20 protein-coding genes are annotated in these 23,858 nt (G+C 71.2%); 15 read left to right on the top strand and 5 right to left on the bottom strand.

Annotated elements, in window-relative coordinates; translation table 11 throughout:
• Positions 1–65: 65 nt before the first annotated feature.
• Positions 66–521 (bottom strand): hypothetical protein, encoded by a 456-nt coding sequence (locus ACFV0Q_RS15005; protein ID WP_385005232.1) that lies wholly within the window; start codon positions 519–521, stop codon positions 66–68.
• Between the two features lie 378 nt (positions 522–899).
• Here ACFV0Q_RS15005 and ACFV0Q_RS15000 point away from each other — a divergent pair, with 378 nt between their 5' ends.
• Positions 900–2,288 carry an MFS transporter gene (locus ACFV0Q_RS15000; RefSeq protein ID WP_385005230.1) on the top strand — a complete coding sequence of 463 codons (1,389 nt, stop codon included), beginning with the start codon at positions 900–902 and terminating at the stop codon, positions 2,286–2,288.
• 77 nt (positions 2,289–2,365) lie between these two features.
• Here ACFV0Q_RS15000 and ACFV0Q_RS14995 read toward each other — a convergent pair whose 3' ends face one another.
• Positions 2,366–4,408, bottom strand: coding sequence for a M4 family metallopeptidase (locus ACFV0Q_RS14995; protein ID WP_385005228.1), 2,043 nt, complete (start codon positions 4,406–4,408; stop codon positions 2,366–2,368).
• A 424-nt stretch (positions 4,409–4,832) separates the two neighbouring features.
• On the opposite strand from ACFV0Q_RS14995, the gene ACFV0Q_RS14990 reads away from it, so the two are divergent.
• From ACFV0Q_RS14990 to ACFV0Q_RS14935, 12 genes are all read left to right on the top strand, one after another.
• Positions 4,833–6,227, top strand: a complete 1,395-nt coding sequence (locus ACFV0Q_RS14990) for a S8 family serine peptidase (protein WP_385005226.1) — start codon at positions 4,833–4,835, stop codon at positions 6,225–6,227.
• Between the two features lie 118 nt (positions 6,228–6,345).
• Complete coding sequence (locus tag ACFV0Q_RS14985; RefSeq protein ID WP_385005224.1) at positions 6,346–6,999, top strand: hypothetical protein; 654 nt, start codon at positions 6,346–6,348, stop codon at positions 6,997–6,999.
• Between the two features lie 816 nt (positions 7,000–7,815).
• On the top strand, positions 7,816–8,241 hold the full coding sequence (locus ACFV0Q_RS14980; RefSeq protein WP_385005222.1) for a subtilase-type protease inhibitor: 426 nt from the start codon (positions 7,816–7,818) through the stop codon (positions 8,239–8,241).
• 966 nt (positions 8,242–9,207) lie between these two features.
• A complete protein-coding gene (locus ACFV0Q_RS14975) occupies positions 9,208–10,371 on the top strand; it encodes a glycosyltransferase family 4 protein (RefSeq protein WP_385005219.1) in 1,164 nt (387 codons plus the stop codon).
• Positions 10,368–11,027: a hypothetical protein gene (locus ACFV0Q_RS14970; RefSeq protein ID WP_385005217.1), complete on the top strand. Its 660-nt coding sequence runs from the start codon at positions 10,368–10,370 to the stop codon at positions 11,025–11,027. Before ACFV0Q_RS14975 ends, ACFV0Q_RS14970 begins: the two co-directional genes overlap by 4 nt.
• A 77-nt stretch (positions 11,028–11,104) precedes the next feature.
• Positions 11,105–11,986, top strand: a complete 882-nt coding sequence (locus ACFV0Q_RS14965) for an FkbM family methyltransferase (protein ID WP_385005215.1) — start codon at positions 11,105–11,107, stop codon at positions 11,984–11,986.
• Positions 11,961–12,788 carry an SDR family oxidoreductase gene (locus ACFV0Q_RS14960; protein WP_385005213.1) on the top strand — a complete coding sequence of 276 codons (828 nt, stop codon included), beginning with the start codon at positions 11,961–11,963 and terminating at the stop codon, positions 12,786–12,788. The genes ACFV0Q_RS14965 and ACFV0Q_RS14960 overlap by 26 nt, the downstream gene beginning before the upstream one ends.
• 203 nt (positions 12,789–12,991) lie before the next feature.
• Positions 12,992–13,759, top strand: a complete 768-nt coding sequence (locus ACFV0Q_RS14955) for an SDR family oxidoreductase (protein ID WP_385005211.1) — start codon at positions 12,992–12,994, stop codon at positions 13,757–13,759.
• A gap of 54 nt (positions 13,760–13,813) precedes the next feature.
• Positions 13,814–16,717 (top strand): BTAD domain-containing putative transcriptional regulator, encoded by a 2,904-nt coding sequence (locus ACFV0Q_RS14950; RefSeq protein ID WP_385005210.1) that lies wholly within the window; start codon positions 13,814–13,816, stop codon positions 16,715–16,717.
• 104 nt (positions 16,718–16,821) lie between these two features.
• Positions 16,822–18,018, top strand: a complete 1,197-nt coding sequence (locus tag ACFV0Q_RS14945) for an FAD-dependent monooxygenase (RefSeq protein ID WP_385005208.1) — start codon at positions 16,822–16,824, stop codon at positions 18,016–18,018.
• Positions 18,019–18,403: 385 nt separating this feature from the next.
• A complete protein-coding gene (locus ACFV0Q_RS14940; protein WP_385005206.1) occupies positions 18,404–18,553 on the top strand; it encodes a hypothetical protein in 150 nt (49 codons plus the stop codon).
• 77 nt (positions 18,554–18,630) lie between these two features.
• Complete coding sequence (locus ACFV0Q_RS14935; RefSeq protein ID WP_385005204.1) at positions 18,631–19,413, top strand: oxidoreductase; 783 nt, start codon at positions 18,631–18,633, stop codon at positions 19,411–19,413.
• A gap of 328 nt (positions 19,414–19,741) precedes the next feature.
• Here the strand turns inward: ACFV0Q_RS14935 and ACFV0Q_RS14930 are convergent, their stop codons facing one another.
• From ACFV0Q_RS14930 to ACFV0Q_RS14920, 3 genes are all read right to left on the bottom strand, one after another.
• Entirely contained in the window at positions 19,742–20,296 is a 555-nt protein-coding gene (locus tag ACFV0Q_RS14930) for a DUF3291 domain-containing protein (RefSeq protein ID WP_385005202.1), read from the bottom strand.
• A 32-nt stretch (positions 20,297–20,328) separates the two neighbouring features.
• Positions 20,329–21,009, bottom strand: coding sequence for a helix-turn-helix transcriptional regulator (locus ACFV0Q_RS14925; RefSeq protein WP_385005200.1), 681 nt, complete (start codon positions 21,007–21,009; stop codon positions 20,329–20,331).
• 234 nt (positions 21,010–21,243) lie between these two features.
• On the bottom strand, positions 21,244–22,596 hold the full coding sequence (locus ACFV0Q_RS14920) for a cytochrome P450 (protein WP_385005198.1): 1,353 nt from the start codon (positions 22,594–22,596) through the stop codon (positions 21,244–21,246).
• A gap of 44 nt (positions 22,597–22,640) precedes the next feature.
• On the opposite strand from ACFV0Q_RS14920, the gene ACFV0Q_RS14915 reads away from it, so the two are divergent.
• The gene (locus tag ACFV0Q_RS14915; protein ID WP_385005196.1) at positions 22,641–22,826 is read left to right on the top strand and encodes a CPCC family cysteine-rich protein; all 186 of its coding nucleotides are present in this window, start codon (positions 22,641–22,643) and stop codon (positions 22,824–22,826) included.
• A 565-nt stretch (positions 22,827–23,391) separates the two neighbouring features.
• Positions 23,392–23,796, top strand: a complete 405-nt coding sequence (locus ACFV0Q_RS14910) for a transglycosylase SLT domain-containing protein (protein ID WP_385005194.1) — start codon at positions 23,392–23,394, stop codon at positions 23,794–23,796.
• Positions 23,797–23,858 lie beyond the last annotated feature (62 nt).

Raw genomic sequence — 23,858 nt, 5'->3', positions numbered from 1 at the left:
GCCGCGGCTTCACCCATGACGGACCGGTGCCGCAGGCCGGCCTGAGGGAGAAGGGCCGGCTGCTGTCAGATGGTCGCTCCGGACATCCGTACGTGCGCGATGTCTCCGTCCTCGTAGTCGAGTTCGATCCTCACCGAGTCCGTGAGCCGGTGGCCGTTCTCGTCCGTGAACGGCACGGGGCGCGGCTGTGGATGCGCGCACGCGTCGGCGGCCGCACAGTCCCTGAGAAGCTCCGTGTCCGGATACGAGGCCCGCAGCCACGTCTCGGCGGCTTCGCGGGGCGCACGGATGTCCAACTCGTACGAAACGCTCATCCACTGCCCCGTGGTGCACCGCCGGTCGTGCGTCCCCTCGGGCAGCGGGGCGGCCCGGAGGAAGCGGACAGCATCGTCGCAGGGCACGCCCAGGGTGCCGTCGAAAGCTGCCATCACCTGGGACGCGTACCAGCCGCCGGCCCCCAACCCTGCGGCGACGGCTGCCGCTCCGAGCCATACCGCGATGCGCTGGCGTCGTCCGGACATAGAGGGAACCTCCTGGTCACAATCACTTGAACATGTTCAATGACGTGGCTTGGTGATCTTCGGTTCCGTTTCACCAGCAAGAACATCTGCGGGCACCAGGGTCTCGGCGAGACGGAGTTCGTCGCCTTCTTGCCGAGGACCGGGAAGCCGGAGTAGCTGGCGAGGTCGGCAGCCCTGGCCGGACCGGTTGTACGCCCCCCAAGTATCTTGACGTCGAGATTAATCTCGGGCAGGCTGCGCGCTGGGTATCTCGACATCGAGATACTTTCGCTGGGGATTCGGGGGCTCGGGATGTGGCGGGGCGGGGAGGGCCGGGGGAGCGGGAAGAGCCGGCAGGGCCGAGAGGGCGGGCAGGGCCGGCGGGGTGAGACCGGCCTGTTGGCGCAGCTGCGCCGGCCGCCGGGGGGCCGCCCCGCACGGATCATGCTGCTCGCCCTGTCGCTGGATCGGACGGGATCGGGGGTGTGGGCCGCGGCCTCCGTCCTGTACTTCACCTTCGTCGTCGGGCTGGACGCAGGGCGGTTGGGCCTGCTGCTCGGCGCTGCCGGAGTGGCGGGCATCGCCGGCTCACCGCTCGCCGGTCACCTGGCCTGCCGGTTCCCGGTGCGCTCGCTGCTGATCGGCTGTCACCTGCTGCGCCTGGAGACCGTGTGCGCCCTGCTCGTCGTCACCCGCTTCGATGCGCTGCTGCTCGCGGTCGCCCTCACCAACCTGGGCGACCGGGCGGCCAAGACGCTGGAGATGCTCTTCGCCACCCGGGCCGCGGGCGAACGGCGCGCCACCTACCAGGCGTTGTCGCGCAGTTCGGCGAACGCCGGCTACGCGCTCGGCGCGGGTCTCGCCGCGATCGGCCTCGCGGTGGGCAGCCGCGAGGCCTACCAGGTCCTGATCCTCGCCAACGCCCTGTCCTTCGTCGCGGCCGCCGCGCTGGTGTGGCGCACCCCGGAGGTGAGCGGCCACCCGCGGGTGCGGGCCCGCGCGAGCGGCCCGGCCGGGCCCGCCGGGCAGGAGGGGTCGACCGGGCGGCGGCGACCCGCGCCGAGCCCTTGGCGGGACCGCGGATACCTGCGGTTCGTCCTGCTGGACATGCCGATGAACCTTGACGACTCGATCCTCAACGTGGGGCTGCCGCTGTGGCTGGTCCACCATACGGACGCACCCCAGGCACTGGTTCCGGCCTTCCTCGTGATCAACACCGTGCTCGTCGTCGTACTGCAACTGCGGGTGTCCGCCAGGGTCGAGGAGCCGCGCCAGGCGGCGGGCACGGTCCTCCTGTACGGGCTGACGGTGTTCGCCTGCTGCGCCCTGCTGGCGCTGTCGACGGGAGGCGGAGCCTGGGCCGCCTCGGTCATCCTGCTGACGGCGGCGGTACTGGTCACCCTGGCGGAGCTGATGCGGTCGGTGAGCTCGTGGGAGCTGGCGGTGTCCCTCGCGCCCCAGGAGGCACGGGCGTCCTACCTGGGGGTGGCGGGCATGGCCCAGTCGGTGCAGAAGTCCGCCGGGCCGGTGCTGCTGACGGGCGCCGTGATGGCGGCCGGACCCGCCGGATGGCTCGCTCTCGGAGGGGCGGTCGCGGGCCTCTCCGTCGCGCAACGGCGTTACAGCGTGCTGCGGTTGGACGCCCTGGCGGCCCTGGATGCCTCGCCGGCCCGGGCCATGCCGACCCCCGCTGCCGGGGATGGGCCCGGGGACGGCCTCGTGCCAGAACCTGGTCGGATAAGGCGCGCGATCTCTCCGCCGGGGTTCCGTTTGAGGTGTCAGGGGTAGGGGGGGGGGGTACCCCAGGGGCCCGGGACCCACAATGGCTCCGGCCACCTCTCTTCAGGTCACAGCCGGTCAGCTGGTCAGAAGGTGAGCTTGAAGTCGGTGATCGTGCCGACGTCAGCGGCTCCCTTGTCCTGGACCTTCAGCTTCCAGGTGCCATTGGCCGCTACGGCCGAGGCGTTCACCGTGTAGGTCTTGTCCAGGTTCGCCGCGGAGTCGGACGAGGAGTTCTGCAGGCGGAACGAGGTCCCGTTGGGGGCCACGAGGTCGATCTGGAGGTCACCGATGTAGGTGTGGGTGATCTTCACACCGACCTTGAGGGCGCTCGGCGCGTTACCGGTGATTCCGCTGACGGCGACCGACGAGGTGACCGCGGGGGCCGGGGAGTCCGGAATGGCCACCCGGGTCGTGCTCTCGAAGACCTTCCCCGGGGTGGTGGTGCCACCGTTCGAACGGGCGCCCACGTTGACGGCGGCCCAGGCGTCGGTGATGTTCTTGACCTCGGCGCTGCCGGCCCCGTACAGCTCGGTCGCCGCGGCGATCGTGCCGGCGCGGGCACCCGCGTAGTCCGTGCTCGAGTTGAACTTGGTGGTGAGCGCCTTGTACCAGATGAGCTGCGCCTTGTCCCGGCCGATGCCGGTGACGGGCAGGCCGTCGGAGGTCGGCGAGTCGTAGTTGACCCCGTTGACCGTCTTGGCGCCGGAGCCCTCGGAGGCCAGGTAGAACCAGTGGTTGGCCGGGCCCGAGGAGTAGTGGACGTCGAGGTTGCCGACGCCGGCGTACCACGCGTCCTTGGAGCCGCCGTCCTTGCTCGGCTTGTCCATGTAGCGCAGCGGGGTGCCGTCGCCGTTGATGTTGATCTGCTCGCCGATGAGGTAGTTGCCCGGCGCGCTGGGGTTGTTCGCGTAGAACTCGACGGACGTGCCCATGATGTCGGAGGTCGCCTCGTTCAGGCCGCCCGACTCGTCGCTGTACTCGAGGCCGGCGGTGGCGGCGGTGACGCCGTGCGTCATCTCGTGGCCGGCGACGTCCAGCGAGGTCAGCGGGTCGTTGTTGCCCGTTCCGTCGCCGTACGTCATGCAGAAGCAGCCGTCGTCCCAGAACGCGTTGACGTACGCGTTCCCGTAGTGGACCCGGGAGTAGGCGGCGACGCCGTCGCCGCGGATCCCGGAGCGGCCGAGGACGTTCTTGTAGAAGTCCCAGGTGACCCCGGCGCCGTAGGCGGCGTCGGCGCCCGCGGTGGCGGCGTTGGAGTTGGCCCCGTTGCCCCAGGTGTCGGTGGACTGGGTGAAGAGCGAGCCCGTGCCGGACGTACCGCGGTTCAGGTTGTACGTCTTGTGGCCGCCGCGGGCGGCGTCGTTCAGCGTGAAGTTCGAACCGGACGCCGACGTGCCGAGGGTGACCTGGCCGCTGTAGTGGGTGTTGCCGACACCGGTCTCGATGCCCTGCCACTGGTGGAGCTTGGCGCCCGTCTTGGCGTCGGTGATGACGTGGAGCTGGTTGGGGGTGCCGTCGTCCTGGAGCCCGCCGATGACGGTCTCGTAGGCCAGCGTCGGCACGCCCTTCGCCATCCACACGACCTTGCGGGGCGCGGCGTCGGCCTTGTCGGCCTTGGAGCCGACCGCCTTCGCGGCGTCGAGGGCCTTCGCGGAGGCGGCCGCCGGAGCGTCGGCCGGGGCGGAGGTGGAGACGCCCTGCAGCTGGGCGGTGGACGCCTTGCTCACGCTCTGCGTCCGGTCGGCGGCGGTGCGGCTGACGACCAGGTCGCCGCCGAGGACGGGGAGCCCTTCGTACGTACGCTCGTACCGGGTGTGGGTGGTACCGTCCTGGTCCTTGACCACGTCGTGGACGAGGAGCTTCTCCTGAGCGCCGAGGCCGAGCTCCTTGGCCGTCGCGGCCGTGGTGCTCTGGGCCTTGGCTATGAGCTCGGCGCGCTGGGACGGGGAGAGCTGCGCGGGCAGCGCACCCGGGTTGGCGACGGGCGGGCCCTGCGGCGCGGTCGCGTTCGGGGATCCCTCGGGCTGCGCGCTGGCGCTGCCGGCCTGGACGCCTACGGTGAGCAGGGCGGCGGCGGCGAGCAGGGCGCCTGTGGCGGTGGCGTTCCGCCGGTGCGTGGACTTCACGCGGACTCCTTGAGCTTGTGGGGGGTGGAACCGGCGGCCGGGATGAGGCCGGCCGGGCGGAGCGTGTGGTGCCTGTGGTGCTGGTGGTCCCTGTGGTGCTGGCAGTGCTGCTGGGGATGGGGAGAGGTTGCCAGCGATCTTCATGATCGCCATGGACACGTCAGGTATTCGCCGAAACATGTCCGAATTCCGATGGGTCGCGTCTGCTGAGCGGACACTCTGGGCCGGAGCGAATCCGCCCACATGTGCCCCAACAGGCTGATCCCGGGCGGGTTTTGACCAGATCCTGGCACTCGGCGTCGTCTTGCGCATTCAGGTAAAGCGTTCGGCATCAAGCGTCAAACAGCCTTGTCCTGCGCATGACTTGACGGATGTGATCGTGGAAGCCGCTCCGCGCGGCGCCACCCCCCCAAGGGAGTCCGCAATGCCTTCAGTTCGTCGTACGTGGCCACGCGCCGCGGCCACCACGGCCGCCGCCGCAGGCCTCGCGCTCACCGCGGTGGCGGCCGCCCCGGTGACCGGGACCGTGACCGCCTCCGCGCACACCCCCGCGATCCCGCACACCGTGGCCCGTCCGGCCGTCGCCGGGCACCAGCTGGTCCGCGCCGTGGGAAGCCCGCTCTCCATCGAGGAGTGCCGGACCAAGTGGAAGATCGCGTGCTACACCCCGCTGCAGTACCGCGAGGCGTACGACCTGAACCCGTTGTACAAGGCGGGCATCACCGGCAAGGGCCGCACGATCGTGATCGTGGACTCCTTCGGCTCGCCGACCGTCCAGCACGACCTGGACGTCTACAGCAGGCAGTTCGGGATACCCAGCACCAAGGTGCAGGTGGTCAAGTGGGGCAACGTCCCCAAGTGGGACCCGAAGAACGCCGACATGCTGGGCTGGGCCGGCGAGACGACGCTCGATGTGGAGATGGCGCACGCGGTGGCACCGGACGCGAAGATCGTCCTGGTGGAGACCGCGGTCGCGGAGACCGAAGGCACCACCGGGCTGCCGGAGATGATGGACGCCGAGAAGGCCCTGATCGACCGCGGCATCGGCGATGTGATCACGCAGAGCTTCGGCGCGACGGAGAACACCTTCCCCGGCTTCGACAAGGGTGACTTCTCCAGCATCGGGAAACTGCGCTACGCCTTCGAGGCCGCCGCACGCAACCACGTCACCGTGCTCGCCTCCTCCGGCGACGGCGGCGCGACCGACAACACCGCCGACGGCACGGGCTACTACAACGAGCGCGTCAACTCCTGGCCCTCCTCCGATCCGCTGGTGACCTCCGTCGGCGGCACCCAGCTGCACCTGGACGACGCGGGGAAGCGGACCGCGCCCGAAAGCGTCTACAACGACAACGGTGCGGGCGGCGGAGGCCAGTCCCACGTCTTCACCCGCCCGGCCTTCCAGGACGGCGTCAGGAACGTCGTCGGCGAGCGGCGCGGCACCCCGGACATCTCGATGGCCGCGGCAGTCAACGGCGGTGCCTGGATCTACTCCAGCTTCGATCCCACGGCCACCGGCTGGGACGTATCCGGCGGCACCAGCGAGTCCAGCCCGCTGCTGTCCGGCATCGTGGCCCTGGCCGACCAGGCCGCGGGCAAGCGCCTGGGCGACATCCACGAGGCGCTGTACCGCCTGTACGGGCGCTCCGCGTACGACCGCTCCACCGGCATCGTCGACGTCAACGACGGTACGAACAACAGCTACCAGGGCGTCACCGGCTACACCGCGGTGAACGGCTACGACATGGCTACCGGTGTCGGCACCCTGGACGCGGCCCGCTTCGTGCCCGCCCTCGCCCGCGAAGGGCGCCGCGGCTGACGGTCCGCCACCGTCGGCTCGGCACGGGTGGGGCTGAACCGACAGCAGGTTCTCGCCCCATGGCTTCGGGGGTTCCAGGAGACATTGAGTGTCAGTGCCCTCTGGCAGCATGATCGGCATGAGCAAGGTAGTGAATTTCAGCATGGCGAACCGCAGCAAGGTCGCCCGTTTCCTGCCCGCCCGGGACCTGAGCGCCGACGAATCGCGGCGCCTGGGCGCCATGCGGGAGGCGGCGCGGGCACGCCAGGACGATCTCGATGCCCAGGAAGTGGACTGGGGGCTCTCGGTGCAGGACGCCCTGGAGCAACTGATCGCCGGGCGGGCCGACTCCAGGGCCGACTATGCCGGCAGTGCCTACTACGCGGCCCTGCAGATCGTCATCGACCACAACGCCAGCGATCCCTCGACCCTGGGGAGTTACCGAAGCCCTTCCACCCTCTTCTCGGCTCTGGACGACGCGCTGAGCGCTGCGGGTGTTCCGGCGGACCTGCTGCCCCACCAGTACATCTACAGCGGCCCGCCCTCGGAGATCGGCTTCTACATCCCCCACCCTCTGGACGGGTCGCCGGAAATCGGGTGCTGGCCGCTGGCCACGGCCGGGCCCGCGGTGGACGCCTACCGAGCGGTGGTGGACCGGATCGACACCGACCTGCGGTACGACCTGGAGGAGCTGATCAAGGTTCTTGACGACTGGTCCTCCGAGTGGGTCGAGGGACGGGGCGCCTGGTGGTGGGCCGAGGACGGCTCGATCTTCTTCTCGATAACCGGCTGACCGGCTGACCGGCCGAGCCGGCCTCGACGGCCTGCCGGCCGCCACCGCCCGGAAGGCCGCGGTCGCACGGCGTGCGACCGCGTCGGCGTGGCCGGTGATGCGCAGGCGCACCGCGACCTCGAGCGTGTGGGTCGTGGGGTAGTGGAGACCATCGGGGATCAGTGCCTGCGCGAACCGTTCGATCTTCCATTCCCGCCACTTCCGGGAACCAGTACACGGTGACGAGACCGGCATCGGCGATCGCGTGGTGCGGCCACGATATTTTCAGGGCCACGGCCCGAGGATGCCCACAAGGACCGCCCTCTGCGATGTCCGGCCGGCCCGTCGGTACGGGGCGTCGTAGAACCAGCGGTCGGCGTTACAGAAGGCCGCGTGCCCGCTGTGTAAAGGTGGCACGCCGCGAGGAGCCGCCGACAGTCGCGTTTGTCACCAGCCCGACGTGCATTACGCACGGGTCACTTGGCATCGGCAGCACGCTTCCCGCGGCGCGCGTGGTCGCCGGAGGTGCTGCCACCGCACCGATCCGGTCACCCTGGACGGCCGTTCGGCGAACCGTGAGCGGTCGTCACCTGGGCAGGAGATGGTGACGCGTGCGCAACGACGGCCGGGAGGCGGCGCCCTGGCGTGGCGTGGACCTGGGGACATCCCGCGCCAACTGTACAAACACCCGTCGCCGTCCGGTATTCGAATGAACTGTCCGTAAATCGATCGCCGATGTGCGGCCAACCTTCACATCTGAAAGGCTCAGCCCCAGTTGAGCGCTACATGAAAGCTTCAGTGCTCCCACACACCTTCGATTCGAAAGCGAGTCTTCTCGTGCGCTACCGCTTAGCCACAGTCTCCGCCGCCGCTCTCCTCTGCCTCGCCGGCGCCACGGGCGCGGCGCAGGCCAAGCCCACGAGCCTGTACGCCCCGTCCGCCATGGTCTTCAGCATCACCCAGGGGGACGACGCCGCCACGGGCACCGTCCTGCGCGCGACCACCCTCAGCTGCGCCTACACCGCCGAGGGCACCCACCCCGCCCCCAGGGCCGCGTGCGACGCCCTCAACGCCACCGGGGGCGAGTTCAACCGCCTGCTGGCCGCCCCGAACCCGGACCGGGCTTGCCCGATGCACTACGACCCCGTCACCGTCACGGCGGACGGCGTCTGGCGCGGCAGTCGCGTCGCCTGGCAGCACACCTTCTCCAACGCGTGCGAGATGTCCGCGACCCTGAACGGCAACGCGCTCTACGCGTTCTGACGCCGCGCAGTCGCGCACGACCCCGGAGATCGCCGCGTGGCCCGGCTCGTTGAGGGGGTGGCGGGGCGGCCCACGAGGGGGCTGGGCGGTCACCGCGGTCGGCCGCGACGAGTGCCGTGCCTGCGCATCACACGTTCACAGGACCATGGCCGAGACCAGAAGAGTGCCTCTCATCCCTCATGCGTGAGAAGGACCTGTACGGGGGGCAGGCCTGGGTGGCTCGCGTCATCTGGATGCCTTGTGGTTGTCGTGGAGGGCAGAGTGACATGCCGCGGTCTGGCCCGGACAATGGCTCCGGACGTTCGTCGGCGCTCATCGGGCGTCTGAGCAGCTTGACCGGACCGGGACAGAACGCGGAGCTGTTGGGGCCGGCCATGTCTTCGCCGATGAGGTAGCGGTAGAGCCATTCGGCGAAGCTCATGTCGTAGCGTGCCCAGCCGCCGTCGCCGTCGTCGACCAAGAGCCACGGGGCGTTGCTGTCGGCCTCGACGAGGAAGAGGGTTTCGCCTCGGTCCGTACTCGCGATGGGCCCGCGGCCAGGTCGGCGAACGCCAGGAAGTGATCGGCCTTGCGTTCGTAGCGACGGCGAAGACGGTCACACCCACCCCGCTCGGGTGGGGCCTGCGCTGACGGCGCTGCGCGGGGCGCTTCCGTGGGCAGACGTACTGAGGATGATCTGCTGGGCGGTGCCCCGGCCGGTCGTACCTGTTCGGCCTCGTCGGCGCGTCGGCGAGCGTCTTCCTGGCCTCCGTCCTGGTTGTTTGACACGCTGATCCACGCTCGAGGCCGGGGATCCGGTCGCCGCAGGCCGGCGCCGTGTGGACCCGACCGCCGCGGAGTCGCCGCGCCAGACCCATGCCGGTCGGGCATGCGACTCGTCCAAGCAACGGACGTCGTTCGGAATCGAGAGGCCGTCGCGTGCGCATCATGATGGTGGCTCATGCCTTCCCTCCCACCTGGGGAGGGGTGGAGACACATCTGGCCGACCTGGTGAGGGAACTGCGCAGGCGAGGCCACGAGGTCCTGTGTCTGGTCGGGGGAGAGGAGTCAGACGAGACGTGGGAGGGCGTGCCCGTGCAGCGGCGCCCCCTGCTACGGCCGGAGGAACTCCTCAGGGTTCATCGTGCCGGCACCGAAGGCCGGGCCGTCCATCTCCGGTCGATCGAAGCCGTCGTACGCACACTCCTCGACTCGATTCGGCCCCATGTCGTGCACCTGCACAACGCGCATCACTACGGGCCGCAGCTCGCGCACGGCGTCCTGGCTGCCGTGGAGGCCGCGCGCGGACAGGTGGGGCGTACGGAACCGGTCGTGCTCAACAGTGTCCACGACCACACCGGAGAGCACGTACTCCGCGATGTGATGGACCTGCCCTGGAACCTGCTCCTGTACGTCAGTGACTTCCTGCGCGCCTCCCTCCCGAGCAGGGCTCCGTCCGTGACGTTGCCGCTGGGCATCGACGTGTCGAGGTTCGCCTCGGAGGGGCCTCGGCACGAGGCGCTCGAACGACTCGAACGCCCCGTCATCTTCCATCCTGCGCGGCCGCTCCCGTGGAAGGGAGTGGACGTCGGACTCGAGGCCTTCGTCGACGTACGCGGCCGGTTGGGCCGCGGCAGTCTCGTCCTGTGTTCGGGCGACGACATCATCGGCGAGTCGGCGGTCGTCTCCGAGCTCAGGCGGCGTCTGACCCGGTACGCGGCCGACGCCGGAGTAGCCGGGCACGTCGTGTTCCAGGATTTCCCGCCGTTCGCGATGGGTGACGCGTACCGGGGATGTGATCTGGTCTGGTACCCGACGACCGGGGAGGAGCCCTACGGGCTCGTCCCGTTGGAGGCCATGGCATCCGAGCGGCCGGTGGTCGTCGCCGACTCGGGAGGTCTCGTCGAGACCGTCGTCGACGGGGTCAACGGACTGGTCGTGCCGCGCGGCGACAGCGGCGCCCTGGCGCGTGCCGCACTGCGGTTGCTGGACGACGACGCGGGGCTGCGCCGTCGGGTCGTCGCCGGCGGGCTGGAGACGGCGCGGCGCTGCGGGATCGAGGCGTACACGGGCCGGCTCGAGAACATGTACGCGGCGGTGCGGTCGGGCGGTTTCACGGGTGACTCGGGTGACTCGGGTGACTCGGGATGAGCGGTGCTCCGCCCACGCCCGAAGAGATCGACGTCACCGAATTCCAGAACCTCCGTCAGGAGATCAACAACCGTACGAATCTGGCCTACGCCCTCATCACCCTCCAGCTCGCGGCGCTCGGCACCGGTCTGTCCGTGATGACCAGGCTCCCTGACGTCCTGCTGGGCCTTGCGGCCGCCTCCAGTTTCCTGTGGCTGTTCTGGGTCGACCACGCCGGCCAGGTGCACAAGATCGCCGGCTACATCGCCCTCGAACTCAGCCCGCGGCTCAGCGCGGACGTCAGCCGCCCCGTCCTGCGCTGGGAACACTTCCTGCGCAGGGTCGACGCCGGCGGCGGGACGACGCAGCGGGCGCTGTACGGCACGGCCGCTCCGCAGAGCAGGGTGTACGTGCAGAGCAGCACGGCAGCCGATGTGTACGCCATGTTGCTGTTCGGCTGCACGCCGCCGCTCATGATCTGCGGGTACGTGGTGGTCATGCTGGTCGGCGGCGATCGCTCGGCCGTCCTCGTCGTCGTACCGGCCGCCGCCGCGACGGGGCTGTGGCTCTACACGGTCACGCGCTTCCGTGGCTTCCGGAAGACGGTCGGCACCATCGGGACGGCGATCCGGGCATCCGACCCGGACTCCGGTACCGGTACCGGAGGTACGCCGTGAGTCCGCAGGCACGCCAGTTCCCGGCTGTCCGGCCCAGCGGCTTGCCGCCACGGGCGGACCGAGCGTTGCGCGAGTGGGTGCGCACGCATCCCGACGCCCGCATCGTGCGCGCGGCCCGCAACGCGGTGTACGGCGCCCTCTCCGTGCTCCACACCGAGGACCACTGCCCGGCGACGAACGGCGAAGAGCGCGTCCTGCGGTGCTTGAGCCGGGCCGGCGGCCCGGTACACCAGCGTTCCGGCGGCCCCGTCCTGTTCGACGTGGGCGCCAACCGCGGAGCCTGGGCCCTGACCGCCCTCGACGCCTGCCCCGGGGCCACGGTGCACTGCTTCGAACTCGTACTGCCCGTGCGACGCCGACTTCAACGCCTCGCGGCTGAACGGACGGGCATCGTGGTGGCCGAGGCAGGGCTGGCAGGCCGGTCCGGCACCCGACGGGTCAAGTACTACCCGGGACGTGACGAACTGAGTTCGTTGTACGACTACCCGCACGACGCGTACTTCGAGTGGCGGCAGGAGCAGCTGCTCCGGGGAGACGACTACCTGACCGCGCACGGCATCGAGACCGTGGATCTCCTCAAGATCGACACGGAGGGCGCCGAACTGGAAGTCCTGAAGGGATTCCAACAGGCCCTGCGCGACGGCAGGGTGGGGGCCGTCCAGTTCGAGTACGGCTACGCCGCGATCCTTTCGGGCTCACTCCTGTACCGCCTGTACGGTCTGCTCGGCCCTCTGGGCTACCGCGTGGGGAAGATCATGCCGCGGCGCGTCGACTTCCGGCCCTACACCCTGTTCGACGAGAGGTTCTTCGGCCCGAACCTCCTCGCGGTGCACCACTCGAGACGGGACCTGACGACGCTGCTCAGCGGAGGGAAGCCCCCCGTCGCCGTACCCGCCCGCCAGCCGAAGCCCTCCCCGTCCGCGAGGAGGCCCCATGTCGCCCCCGACGCCGATCGATGAAGGCCTCTCCCCGCCGGAACGAGGACCGCGGCCCGTGGCGCTGGTGACGGGGGCCGGCAGGCGACGTGGACTCGGCGCCGCCATCGTCACGCGCCTGGCGGAAACGGGATGGGACGTGGCGTTCACCTACTGGACGCCGTACGACGCGAGGATGCCCTGGGGAAGGGACACTGGCGCCCCGGAGTGGCTGTCCGCACGGGTCGCCGAGACCGGCGCCCGAGCCGTCTTCCTGGAGGCCGATCTCTCCGAGCCGGCCGCCGCTGCCACAGTGGTCGACAGCGTCGAGGCAGCGTTCGGCCGGCACGTGACCGCTCTGGTCCTGGCCCACGCCGAGTCGGTCGCCTCCGGCTTGCTGGACACCAGCGTCGAGAGCTTCGACCGGCACTTCGCCGTCAACGCCCGGGCCGGCTGGCTGCTCATCCAGGCCTACGCCGAGCACTTCAGCGGACCGTACGGCAGCGGCCGCATCGTCGCCCTGACGAGCGACCACACGGTCGGGAACCTGCCCTACGGGGCGAGCAAGGGCGCCCTCGACCGGATCACCCTGGCAGCTGCCCAGGAACTGGCCGCACTCGGCGTCACCGCCAATGTCGTCAATCCGGGCCCGGTCGACACAGGTTGGATGACCGACGGTGTGCGGGAGACCCTCGTCAAGGCCACCCCGATGGGCAGGCTCGGCACGCCAGGCGAGTGTGCCCGTCTCGTGGGCTTCCTCTGTTCTCCCGAGGGAGGCTGGATCAACGGTCAGCTCCTGTACAGCAACGGCGGTCTACAGCACATCCCGGGTCACGACGATGCGTGAAGCCCCCGCAACGACGCCCAGCCCGTACGCCCTGCCGCACTGTCGATGACGTCATCGACGACGGGACCACCGTCACCTTCCGGCCGGATGCGGGGTGCCGGCGTACGCCGGTGAGCCTGTGGTGAGGGTCCGGTGAGCCCCCGCAGCGACTGTTGGGTCATGGCCGGATCCGCCGCGGACCGGCAACCGATGAGGGAGTGACCATGAACGTTCTGACCGGCAAGACGGCACTGGTGACCGGCGGCTCGCGCGGGATCGGCCGGGCGGTCGCGCTGCGGCTGGCGGCCGAGGGCGCGCTGGTCGCCGTCCACTACGGCGGCAACGACGACGCGGCCAAGGAGACCGTGGCGCGGATCGAGCAGGCGGGCGGGCGGGCGTTCGCGATCCGGGCGCGGTTCGGCGAGGCCGGCGCGGTGGACCGGCTGTTCGAGGAGCTGACCGCGGGGCTGGCGGGAGCCGGGCTGGACATCCTGGTCAACAACGCGGGCATCAGCTCGGGCAACCCGATCTCGCAGGTCACCCCGGAGGAGTTCGGCAGGCTGCTGGAGATCAACGTCGCCACCCCGTTCTTCGTGATCCAGCGCGCGATGGCGCTGCTGAACGACGGCGGCCGCATCATCAACATGGGCTCCACGGCCAGCCGGTTCGCCGTCTCCACCCAGATCGGCTACACGATCACCAAGGCGGCGCTGGAGTCGATGGCACCGTCACTGGCCAACGAGCTCGGCCGTCGCGGCATCACGGTGAACACGGTCGCGCCCGGCGCGGTGCGCACCGACATGACCGCGGGGTACACCTCCATCCCCGAGGTGGTCGCCGGGCTGGAGTCGATCACGGCGCTGGGGCGGCTGGGCGAGCCCGAGGACGTCGCGGACGTCGTCGGGTTCCTGGCCGGCCCGCAGGGCCGCTGGGTGACCGGCCAGACCGTCGACGTCTCGGGCGGGACGTTCCTCGGCCCGATCGCCCCCTGACCGCCGCCGGGCCGCGGCGCCGCCGCGCCGACGCGCCGTGAATAATCAACCCCCATGAGGTTCGGAATACTTGGCGAGACCCGGGCATGGCACGGCGGCGGCGAGGTCCCCCTGGGCGGCCCGGCCCGGCGGGCGCTGCTGGCCCTGCTGCTGGTGCGCCCCGGGGAAGTGGTCTCGACGGACCGGCTGGCCGAGGAGATCGACCCCGCCGGGACGCGGTCGGCGCATTCGCTGCAGTCCCAGGTCTCCAGGCTCCGTGCCGCACTGGGGGAAGGAGCCGCGATCGAACGGGCCGGGACGGGCTACCGGATCGTCGTCGACCCGGAGGATGTGGACGCCTCCCGGTTCGAGCGCCTTGCCGCGGAGGGCCGTTCGGCGTTGGCCGGCGCCGACGCCGGGCGGGCGGTCGTGCTGCTGCGCGAGGCCCTGGAGCTGTGGCGGGGACCGGCGCTGGCCGACCTGCCCGAGAGCGAGACGGCCCAGGCCGCCGCCGTACGGCTGGAAGAGCACCGGCTCGGTGCCCTCGAAGACCGCATCGAGGCCGGACTTCGGCTCGGCGAGCACAGGGCGGCCGTACCCGAGCTGCGCGAACTCGTGGGCCGTCACCCGCTCCGGGAACGGCTGGCGGGGCTGCTGATGCGGGCGCTGTTCGCCGAGGGCGGGCAGGCCGAGGCGTTGGTGATGTTCGAGGAGACCCGGCGGCACCTGGCCGACGAGCTGGGCGCCGACCCCTCGGCCGAGCTGACCGCGCTGCACCGGGAGCTGCTGAGCACCGACCCGGAGCCGACGCCCGCCGCGCCGCCGGCGCAGCTGACGAGCTTCGTGGGCCGCGTCGAAGAGGTCGCCGAGGTCGCCGAAATGCTGCGCGTGGCCCGGCTGGTCACCCTGATCGGGCCCGGTGGCGTAGGCAAGACCCGGCTGTCGGTCGAGGCCGCAGGTCTCGTGCACGGCGGGGTCGCTGCGGACCAGGTGTGCTTCGTAGAGCTGGCACCGTTGCGCGACGGCGCCGGGCTGCCGCAGGCCCTCCTGGCCGCGCTCGGCCTGCGCGAGAACGGGCTCCGGATGGACGGCGGCGCCACGACGCCGGTCGACCGCCTGATCGCGGCACTGTCCGATCAGGTGCTCCTGCTCGTACTGGACAACTGCGAGCACATCGTCGACGAGGTCGCCGGGCTGGCGGCGCGGCTGCTGGCGACCTGCCCGCGGCTGCGCGTGCTGGCGACGAGCCGGGAGCCGCTCGGCATCATCGGCGAGAACCTCTTCCAGGTCCGGCCGCTCGACGACGACGCGGCCGTACGGCTGTTCACCGAGCGGGCCGCGGCCGTGCGGCGCGGCTTCACCGCCGACCCCGGGACCGTGCGGCGGATCTGCGCGGCGCTCGACGACCTGCCGTTGGCCATCGAGCTCGCGGCGGCGCGGTCGCGCACCCTGGACATCGACGACCTCGCGGGACGGCTGGACGACCTGCTCGGCGTCGCCGCCCGCGGCAACCGCACGGCCGACGAGCGGCACCGCACGCTGCGCTCGGTGGTCGCGTGGAGCTGGGACCTGCTCTCCGCGTCCGAACAACGGGCCGCGCAGCGGTTCACGGTCTTCGTCGCAGGCGCGACGGCCGAGTCCGCGTCGCGGGTGTGCGGCATCGACGGCGAGACACTGGAGTCGCTGGCCGACAAGTCACTGCTCGAGGTCGCGGGCGGCCGCTACCGCATGCTGGAGACGATCCGGGCCTACGGGGCCGAACGGCTCGACGCGGCGGGCGAAGGCGACTCCGTACGGCGTTCCCATGCCCGGCGTCTCCTGGAACTGGTGCGCACGGCCGATCCGCATCTGCGGCGGGCCGAGCAGCTGGAGTGGCTGCCCGTCGTCGCGACCGAGCACGGTGACCTGCTGGCGGCGCTGCGCTGGGCGGTCCGGGAGCCGGAGGTGAAGACGGCCTTCGAGCTCTTCGCCGCGGCGTTCAACTACCTGTGGATCCGGGGCGCGACCGCGTCCGTCGCACCGCTGGCGACCGAGCTCCTCACGGCGGTGGGCGAGGCGGTCCCCGACGGGCTCGGCGAGGAGTACGCGGCGTGCGTGCTGCTCGCCGCGTCGGCGCCGGGAGACACCGGCGGGCAGGTGTGGCAGCGGCACCGCGCGGTGGCCGGGAAGGCGCTGGGGGCCGCGTGGCCCGGCGACCGGCGCGGCCGCTACCCGGTCACGCTGCTGCTGTGGATGATGCGGAACGCGGGCGGGCCCGACGCGCAGGGCGCGTACGACCTCGTCTCGTCCCAGCGCGACTGCCCCGAGCCGTGGGCACGGGCCGCCGCCCACTACGTGTCGGGATTCGGACACCTCGGCCAGGGGGACCCCGCGGCGGCCGAGGACGCCTTCGGCCGGGCCCTGGAGGGATTCCGTTCGCTCGGTGACCGCTGGGGCGTCGGCGTGGCCCTGGACACGCTCGCCGACCTGGCGGGCGCGCGCGGCGACCGTACACGTGCGGTCGCGCTGACCGACGAGGCCCTCGTACTCACCGGACGGCTCGGCGCTCTGGAGGACAGCGCCGACCTCCTGGTCAACCGGGGCGACCACCTCGCCGCGGACGATCCGGCGGCGGCACGTACCGACTATGCCAAGGCGGCCGCGCTCGCCCGCCGCGCCGGCAACTCCACCTACCTGGCGGCGGCCCAGCGCGGGCTCGGCGACATCGCCTTGGAGGAGGGCGACCTCGCCGAGGCGGAACGGCTGTACACCGAGGCGCTGGAGCGGATCGACCCGCACTGGATCAAGAGCCTGGGGCCCCGCGTACGCACGCTCACGGGCCTCGGGCGCGTCGCCACGGTCCGGAGCCGCCACGCCGAAGCGCGCGAGCGCTACCGGCAGGCCGCCGAGGTCGCCGGCACGGTGGGCGCGCCGGTCGCGGAGGTGCTGCGCATGCTGGGGCTGCCGGAGAGCGTCGTCGAGTCCGTCCTCAAGGCGTGACCCCGGGCCGGTGAGCGCGGCCCCGGGCCGGTGGGCGGGGGCCTTCCCGCCGTGGTGAGCGCGTGGTGAGCGCGCGGTGAGGGTCCCCCTGCAACCTCTGGGGCATGACGAACCTCAAGGTCCTTATCTCCGGCGCCTCGGTCGCCGGCCCCGCGCTCGCCTACTGGCTCCACCGGCACGGCTTCCAGGCCACCATCGTGGAGCGGGCCCCCGCCCTCCGCGACGGCGGCTACGCCGTCGACTTCCGTGGCGAGGCCCACCTGACGGTCCTGCGCCGCATGGGTGTCCTGGCCGACCTCGAACGCGCCCGGACCGGCACGGGCTCGATGTCGTACGTCAACAGCGCGGGCAAGCCGCAGGCCAAGCTGCCCGCGGACCTGTTCGCCGGGGACATCGAGATCCTCCGCGGCGACCTGGCCCGGATCCTGTACGACGCGACCAAGCAGCACACCGAGTACGTCTTCGGCGACTCCATCACCTCGCTCACCGAAGACGCCCACGGCGTGCACGTGACCTTCGAGCGCGGCGCCCCGCGCCGGTTCGACCTGGTGATCGGCGCCGACGGGCTGCACTCCAACACCCGCCGCCTGACGTTCGGGCCCGAAGAGCAGTTCGTCAAGCACCTCGGCGTGAACTGCGCGATCTTCACCACCGCCAACCGTCTCGGGCTCGACCACACCGGGCACGCCTACCGCACCGCGGGCAAGCTCGTCGCCATGTACAGCGCCCGCGACAACACCCAGGCCAAGGCCGTCTTCTACTTCGCCTCCCCGCAACTGGACCTGGACCGGCGTGACGTGGCGCGGCAGCAGGCCGTCCTGACCGAGACCTTCACCGGCAACGGCTGGGAGAGCGACCGGCTCCTGCACGACATGCGCTACGCCCCCGACTTCTACTTCGACTCGGTCGGTCAGGTCCACATGGACACCTGGTCCCGCGGCAGGGTCGCCCTGATCGGCGACGCCGCCCACTGCCCGTCCTCGCTGTCGGGCATGGGGTCGGGGCTCGCCCTGGTCGGCGCCTACGTCCTGGCGGGCGAACTGGCCGCCGCGCACGGGGACCACCGCGTCGCGTTCGGGCGGTACGAGCAGGAGATGCGCGAGTACGCCGCAGGCTGCCAGAAGATGGGTGACGGCGTCGCCAAGTTCATGGTCCCCGGAAGCCGCGCCATGGCCACGCTCCTCAACCGGTACTACAAGGTCATGCCGTACCTGCCGGGGAAGGACATGGCCGCCAAGATCGCCCGCAAGGCCGCGGAGAACATCACCCTCCGCGACTACTGCGAACTCGCCCGGCGGTAAGCGCGCCACGGAAGGCGCTCGACGGACGACGGTGCCGGTGCCGCCGACCGGTCCGGCTCGGGTCTGGTCCGCCTGGCCTGGCAGACCGGCCGAACCGGGCGGAGGCGAGGACCCGCTCGGCGCGGACCGGCGGCTGGCGTCGCTGCTGCGCCGATTCGCCGAGACCGCCACGGCTCCGGCCCCTGTGTTGCCCCTGTCGAACCGACAGGGGCAACACCTCTGAAGTGCCGGCTTCCGTCTTCAGAACCCTGGCGGCTTCGTCAATACGTAGCGAAGCGGGCTCGCCGGGCATGGCGCCGGCCTCGATCCGGTGGGGGCCGGGGCGGCTGTCTGACACGTAAGAACTATTTGACCTCAAGGTCAAGAACGGTGCTACGGTGGGGCCATGGGCAGGCCGAAGCAGTTCGATCCGGACGCGGCGGCGGTGGCCGCCTGGCTGCTGGCGACGGTGATCGGCGTGCGGGTGCTGGCGAAGACCGCCGAGGATGCCACGCGGTTGGAGCGGGTCGTGGATGCGGTGATGGGGTCGCTGTGATCAGCGGCATCGGCCACTGGCCCTTTTTTGTGGACTAATTCTGTACCTACAGTTCAAAAATCTGTGAGGAGTCTGACATGGAACTCGATCTCGCCGGGAAGACCGCGGTCGTCACCGGAGCCAGCCGGGGAGTTGGCCTCGCGATCACGCGGCAGCTCATCGCCGAAGGGGTCAGAGTGGTCGGCGCGGCCCGCACGATCACGGCCGAGCTGAGGGAGGCCGGCGCCCACCCGGTCGCGGTCGACCTGAGTACGCCGGAGGGTGCCGAGGAGTTGGGGGCGCGGGCACTCGCGGCACTCGGCGGCGTGGACGTCCTGGTCAACAACCTGGGTGGCGGAGACGCGTTCACCTTGGACGGATTCCTCGCGACCGACGACGCCTTGTGGGCGCAGAGCTTCGAGGTCAATCTGTTCGGCACGGTCCGGGTCACCCGCCGGCTGCTGCCGAGCATTCTGGAGCGGCGCGGTTCCGTGGTGAACATCTCGTCGATGACCGCGCGCCTGCCGGGCACGGGCCCGATCGAGTACGGCGCCGCGAAGGCGGGCCTCAACGCGTTCAGCAAGGCGCTGTCCGAGGAGTTCGGCCCGCAGGGCATACGCGTGAACACCGTTTCCCCGGGACCGACGCGTACCGGCATGTGGGAGGACGACAACGGCTTCGGCGCCCGCCTCGCCGAGGCGAACGGTGTCGGGCACCGTGACTTCGTGTCCGGGGTGCCCGCAGCGATGGGCCTGACCACCGGCCGCATGGTCGAACCGGACGAGGTTGCGGCTGTCGTCGCGTTCCTCGCCTCAGACCGGGCCGCGAGCGTGACCGGCGCGGACTACGTGGTGGAGGGCGGCGGCATCAAGACGGTGTGAACAGTCGCTGTCCCGGACGCCCACCCGGCGCTTCCGCGCCTGCATACGTTGCCGGGACAGGGCGGATGTCGGGCAGCTCCGGAATACCCGCTCCCGTACGGCTGTCCAGGGCCGGGGGACCGTCGCCCGTCTCGTGTGGATCCGTCGGTGCCACACGGCGGTCACCCGTGCTGCGAGCCGGCCGGTGTTCGTGTCCGGCGGCTGCCACAGGACCGCACCGGCCATCTGCTGCTGCTTCGCCGGTGAAGATGAGTGCTGCCGACCGGGAACAGCGCGGTGTCCGGGGTTCGTGGGCGGCGCCCCCTGCGTCGGGTTGGGCGTGCCTCCTTCAGACCGACGCGGGATCCCCGGTCGGCGTCGTCCGCGCGCTCTCGGTGGCCTGCTCAGGCCGCGCCGGCGGCACGGCCTGAAGGTGCTGGGCGGCCTCGGCGGCGGTGAAGGAGGAGGCGAACGTGAACGCGCGGGGGGACGGCCCGTGCGCCCGCAGGTCCGCCAGCCGTTCCAGGGCCTCGCCGACGCTGGGGCGGTGACCGGCGGGGACCCACCAGAGCACCAGGTGGGCCTCGACGTGCCGTTCGAACCATTCGCGGCGCCGCCGCATCGCCTCCAGGTGCCCGCTGCGGTAGGCGAAGTCCCACAGGGCCTCCGGGGTCTCCCACACCGACAGGGTGACGATGACGTCCTCACCCGCCGGACGCAGGCCGGTGGCGTCGACGGCCCCCTCCTCCACGAGCCGCCACACGAAGCCGGGTGCGACGTCGGCCGCGGTGTTGAGCGGAGCGAGCATCTCGACGAACGGCGCGACGCGCGGGTCGTCGAGGGCGTGCCGGAGCGTGGCGAGGTTGAGTTGGGCGAGGTGGGCGGTGTGCGCGGATGCGGTCATGGCCTCATCCCAGCACGGCGCCCATTTCTATGTCAATCATCATTGTTTTTAGAAGTCTCGACCACTACGCAGCACTCGCCCGGCCGGGCGTCCATGCGGGCTCGGACGGGACCGTCCGCGCCGAGCAGCCCCTCCAGTAGCGCGAGATTCATGCCGCAGACCAGCGGTGGGAAGCGTTCGGCGACGGCATGGAAGGGGCAGTTGCGCATGCGAACGACGCGAGCGGGTTCCCCGGTCGCCCCCTCGGCCTCTTCCAGGTGCGGTTCGTAGCCGCGTGCGGCCAGCGTCTCCATGGCCTCTTCGAGGCCGCCGCAGGGTGCCGCCGACCCGCGCAGGACCTCACCCCGGCGTCGCGCGGCCGCGCAGAGCCCGGCGTCCAGCCCGGCCTGCTCGGCGGCCTCGGCGAGGAGCTCGGCGGCGGTGCGGTAGTCGCGGGCGGGCAGTGACACCGACCGCTCGGCCCGCGCCCGCGTGTACACCTTGGCGGGACGGCCCGCCCCCGGCCCCGAGCGGCCCGTCAGGCGGCGGCTGCCGCTCTCCAGCAGCCCGGCGTCGGTCATCCTGTCCAGATGGTGCGCAGCGAGCGTGCGCGACACCCCGGCCGCCTCGGCGGCTTCATTGCGGCCGACCTCACGGCCTTGTGCCACCACGTACTCGTACAGGCGGCGCCGTACCGGGTCCTGCAATACGGCGATCGCATCGATGTCCTCCATGCGGCAATTCTACGAACAACGCAGGTTGCAGATAGAAAGGAGGGGGCGCCCCGGTTGGCGCGCCCCTCGGGCAGGGCGGTACCGCGGACCGGGCCCCACCCGCCACTCACGTCGGCCGTCAAACCCCGGACCGCCGGCGACGAGAAACGTGACCGAGGCCGAGGCCGAGGCCTTGGAGGCGGCTGAACCGCAGCCGGCGAAGGGGAGGACGACGGCAACAGCCGCAACGGGCGGTCACCACGTCGCGTGCAAGGTCTGCGGTGAGCGGTGGATCAAGGTGGGGCGCATGGTCGGCGAGGGGGCGTCGGGATCCAGGCGGAGGCCCGGCAGCCGACGGGTGAACAGCTCCAAGGTCAGACGCAGTTGTTCGCGGGCCAACTGTGAGCCGGGGCAGCCGTGCGGACCGTGGCCGAAGGCCAGGTGGTGATGACCGGCGGGGCGGGTGATGTCGAACCGGTCGGCCCGCTCGTACCGGTCCTCGTCCCGGTTGGCCGAACCGTAGGCGACCAGCACATTGGCACCGGAAGGGAGCTTCGTGCCGGCGAGCGACACCGGCCGGGTGGCGGTGCGGCGGAAGGCCTGTACGGCCGTGTCGTAGCGTGCCGCTTCCTCCACGGCGGCCGGAATGAGCGACGGATCGGCGCAGAGCGTCTCCCATTGCGACCGGTCGCGCAGCAGATGGAGCAGAGTGCTGCCGATCATCGCGCTGGTGGTGAGGAATCCGGCGATCAGGAGGTTCTGGAGGCTCGCCACCAGCTCGTGGCGCTGCTCCAGGGTGAGTTCGCCGGTGCCGGGCGCCATGGCGGCCACCATCGCCGAGCACAGATCGTCCCGGGGAGCGGCACGCCGGTCGCGCAGGTAACCGTCCAGCAGGTGCTGGAGCGCGACGACGTCCGCGGCCGCGGCCGCCTGCGCGTGCGGCGGCATCGGCCTGAACAGCAGCTCTTCGGCCCGGTACCCCCCGTACACCGCGGCAGGCACATCCGCGGGGTCGAGCCCGATCAGCCGACCGACCACCTGCCCGGGCAGCCGGCGGGCGTACGCCTCCACCAACTCGGCCGACCCGCCCGCCGCGATCCCGTCCACCAGCTCCCGCGCGCACTCCTGGGCGTACGGCACCAGGGCGGCGACGCGCGCCGAGGACAGTCCGCGGTTCAGCACGGCCCGGTGCCGCCCGTGATCGGCGCCGTCCGTGGTGACGACGGTGGGACGCGGCGCGAACCCCCGCGGCAGGACACCGAGCGCCGCTTCCGAGAGCTGGACGTCCGGCAGCAGGGCGTTGGCGGAGGAAAACTCCTCGGCGCGCAGCAGCACCTCCCGTACGTCCTCGTCTCGGGCCACCAGCCACGCGTCGAACTCGGGTACGTAGGTCAGTCCTTCGGCCTTGCGGGCGCGGGCGTAGAGCGGGTACGGGTCGAGGTACAGCTCGTCGCGCCTTGCCTGGTCGTGGGACAGCACACGGGCCTCCGCGTCGCGGTCGGTGGCGGGTCGCGGGGCGGCGGCCCGCGCGGGTGAACTCCGGTGCCGGGCCATGATGCAGGAGCCCGGCCGCGCAAGGAAGTACGCCTCCGGGCCCGCCCCCGTCACGCCGCTTCTTGTGGATCATTCGAGAGAGCGGAACGATGTCGGCCATGCCTCCTGAAGCCCCACCCACCGTGCCCTCGATCGACACCACGAACGGCCTCGTTGCGTGCCCCTGCTGCTTCCAGCCGACGCTGGAGAAACGGGCCGACTTCGAGATCTGCCCCGAGTGCGGCTGGGAGGACGACGGGCAGGACGACGCGAGCTGTTGCTGCCGGACCGGGCGGTCGGGTTGAGCGGGCGTGATCCGGGCTGGACACCTTCGACGTTCCTGTGAACGCTCGTGTTGCCTGGCGCCCGGCCGCCTCGCTGGGGAGCCTGGGTACTACCTGCTGAAGGCGCTGCGCCGGGCGACACGGAAGGCCGCGTTCGATGCGCCCGTTTCCTTCGATTCCGGGCAGGTTTCCACCCCTGACGCCCTCCCCGAAAGGAGTACAGCCGGTCACGTTCGGTGAGATCCGGGGGGTCTGCCGGTGAGGCGGCCCACAGGACCCAGGTCACATACGATCCGGGATCGTAGCCCTCGAAGGCCCCGTACATACCCCCCGAAACCGGCCCCCACCTGCGTCGACACCACCCCACCCCCACCGGGGCCGGTGCGCCCCGGCTGCGAGGGCGGCTAGTAAGCGGGCCCTTTGCCACGCCGTCGGGGCGTCTGTAGAACTGGATGAGTCGCAAGGCGGCAGGGGTGTTTCGCCCCCGCTCGATCCCCCGCCGACGATCCCCTCTCCTTCGTGTGAGTGGCTCACGCACGTCTTCGGCGTGCCCGCGGCCGTCCTGTTCCCTACGGAAGGCTTCTCCGTGTCCAACGCTGTCATCCGCCGCATCGCCGCTTCGAAGAAGACTCTCGCGGGTACCGTCGTCGCCCTGGGTGTCGCCGGTTCCATGCTGGCCGCGGTTCCCGCGCAGGCCGCCCCGACGAGTGCCAAGGCGATCGCCCAGCAGATGATCAAGGACCCGGCGCAGTTCGCGGCCTTCTCCAAGATCGTGACGCGTGAGAGTGGCTGGAACCACACCGCCACGAACTCCGCCTCGGGCGCGTACGGCCTGGTCCAGGCCCTGCCGGCCTCGAAGATGGCCTCGGCGGGCTCGGACTGGAAGACCAACCCGGCCACCCAGATCAAGTGGGGCCTGGACTACATGAACTCCCGCTACGGCAGCCCCGTCGGCGCCTGGAACTTCTGGCAGACCCACCACTGGTACTGAGCCACCAGCGGACACAGCACAAACACGCACGCACGCACGAAGACGCCCGGCCGGAACACCCC

The sequence above is a fragment of the Streptomyces sp. NPDC059564 genome, assembly GCF_042735575.1.
In the GTDB taxonomy this organism is placed as follows: Bacteria; Actinomycetota; Actinomycetes; order Streptomycetales; family Streptomycetaceae; genus Streptomyces.
This window is presented reverse-complemented; position numbering and strand designations above follow the sequence as displayed.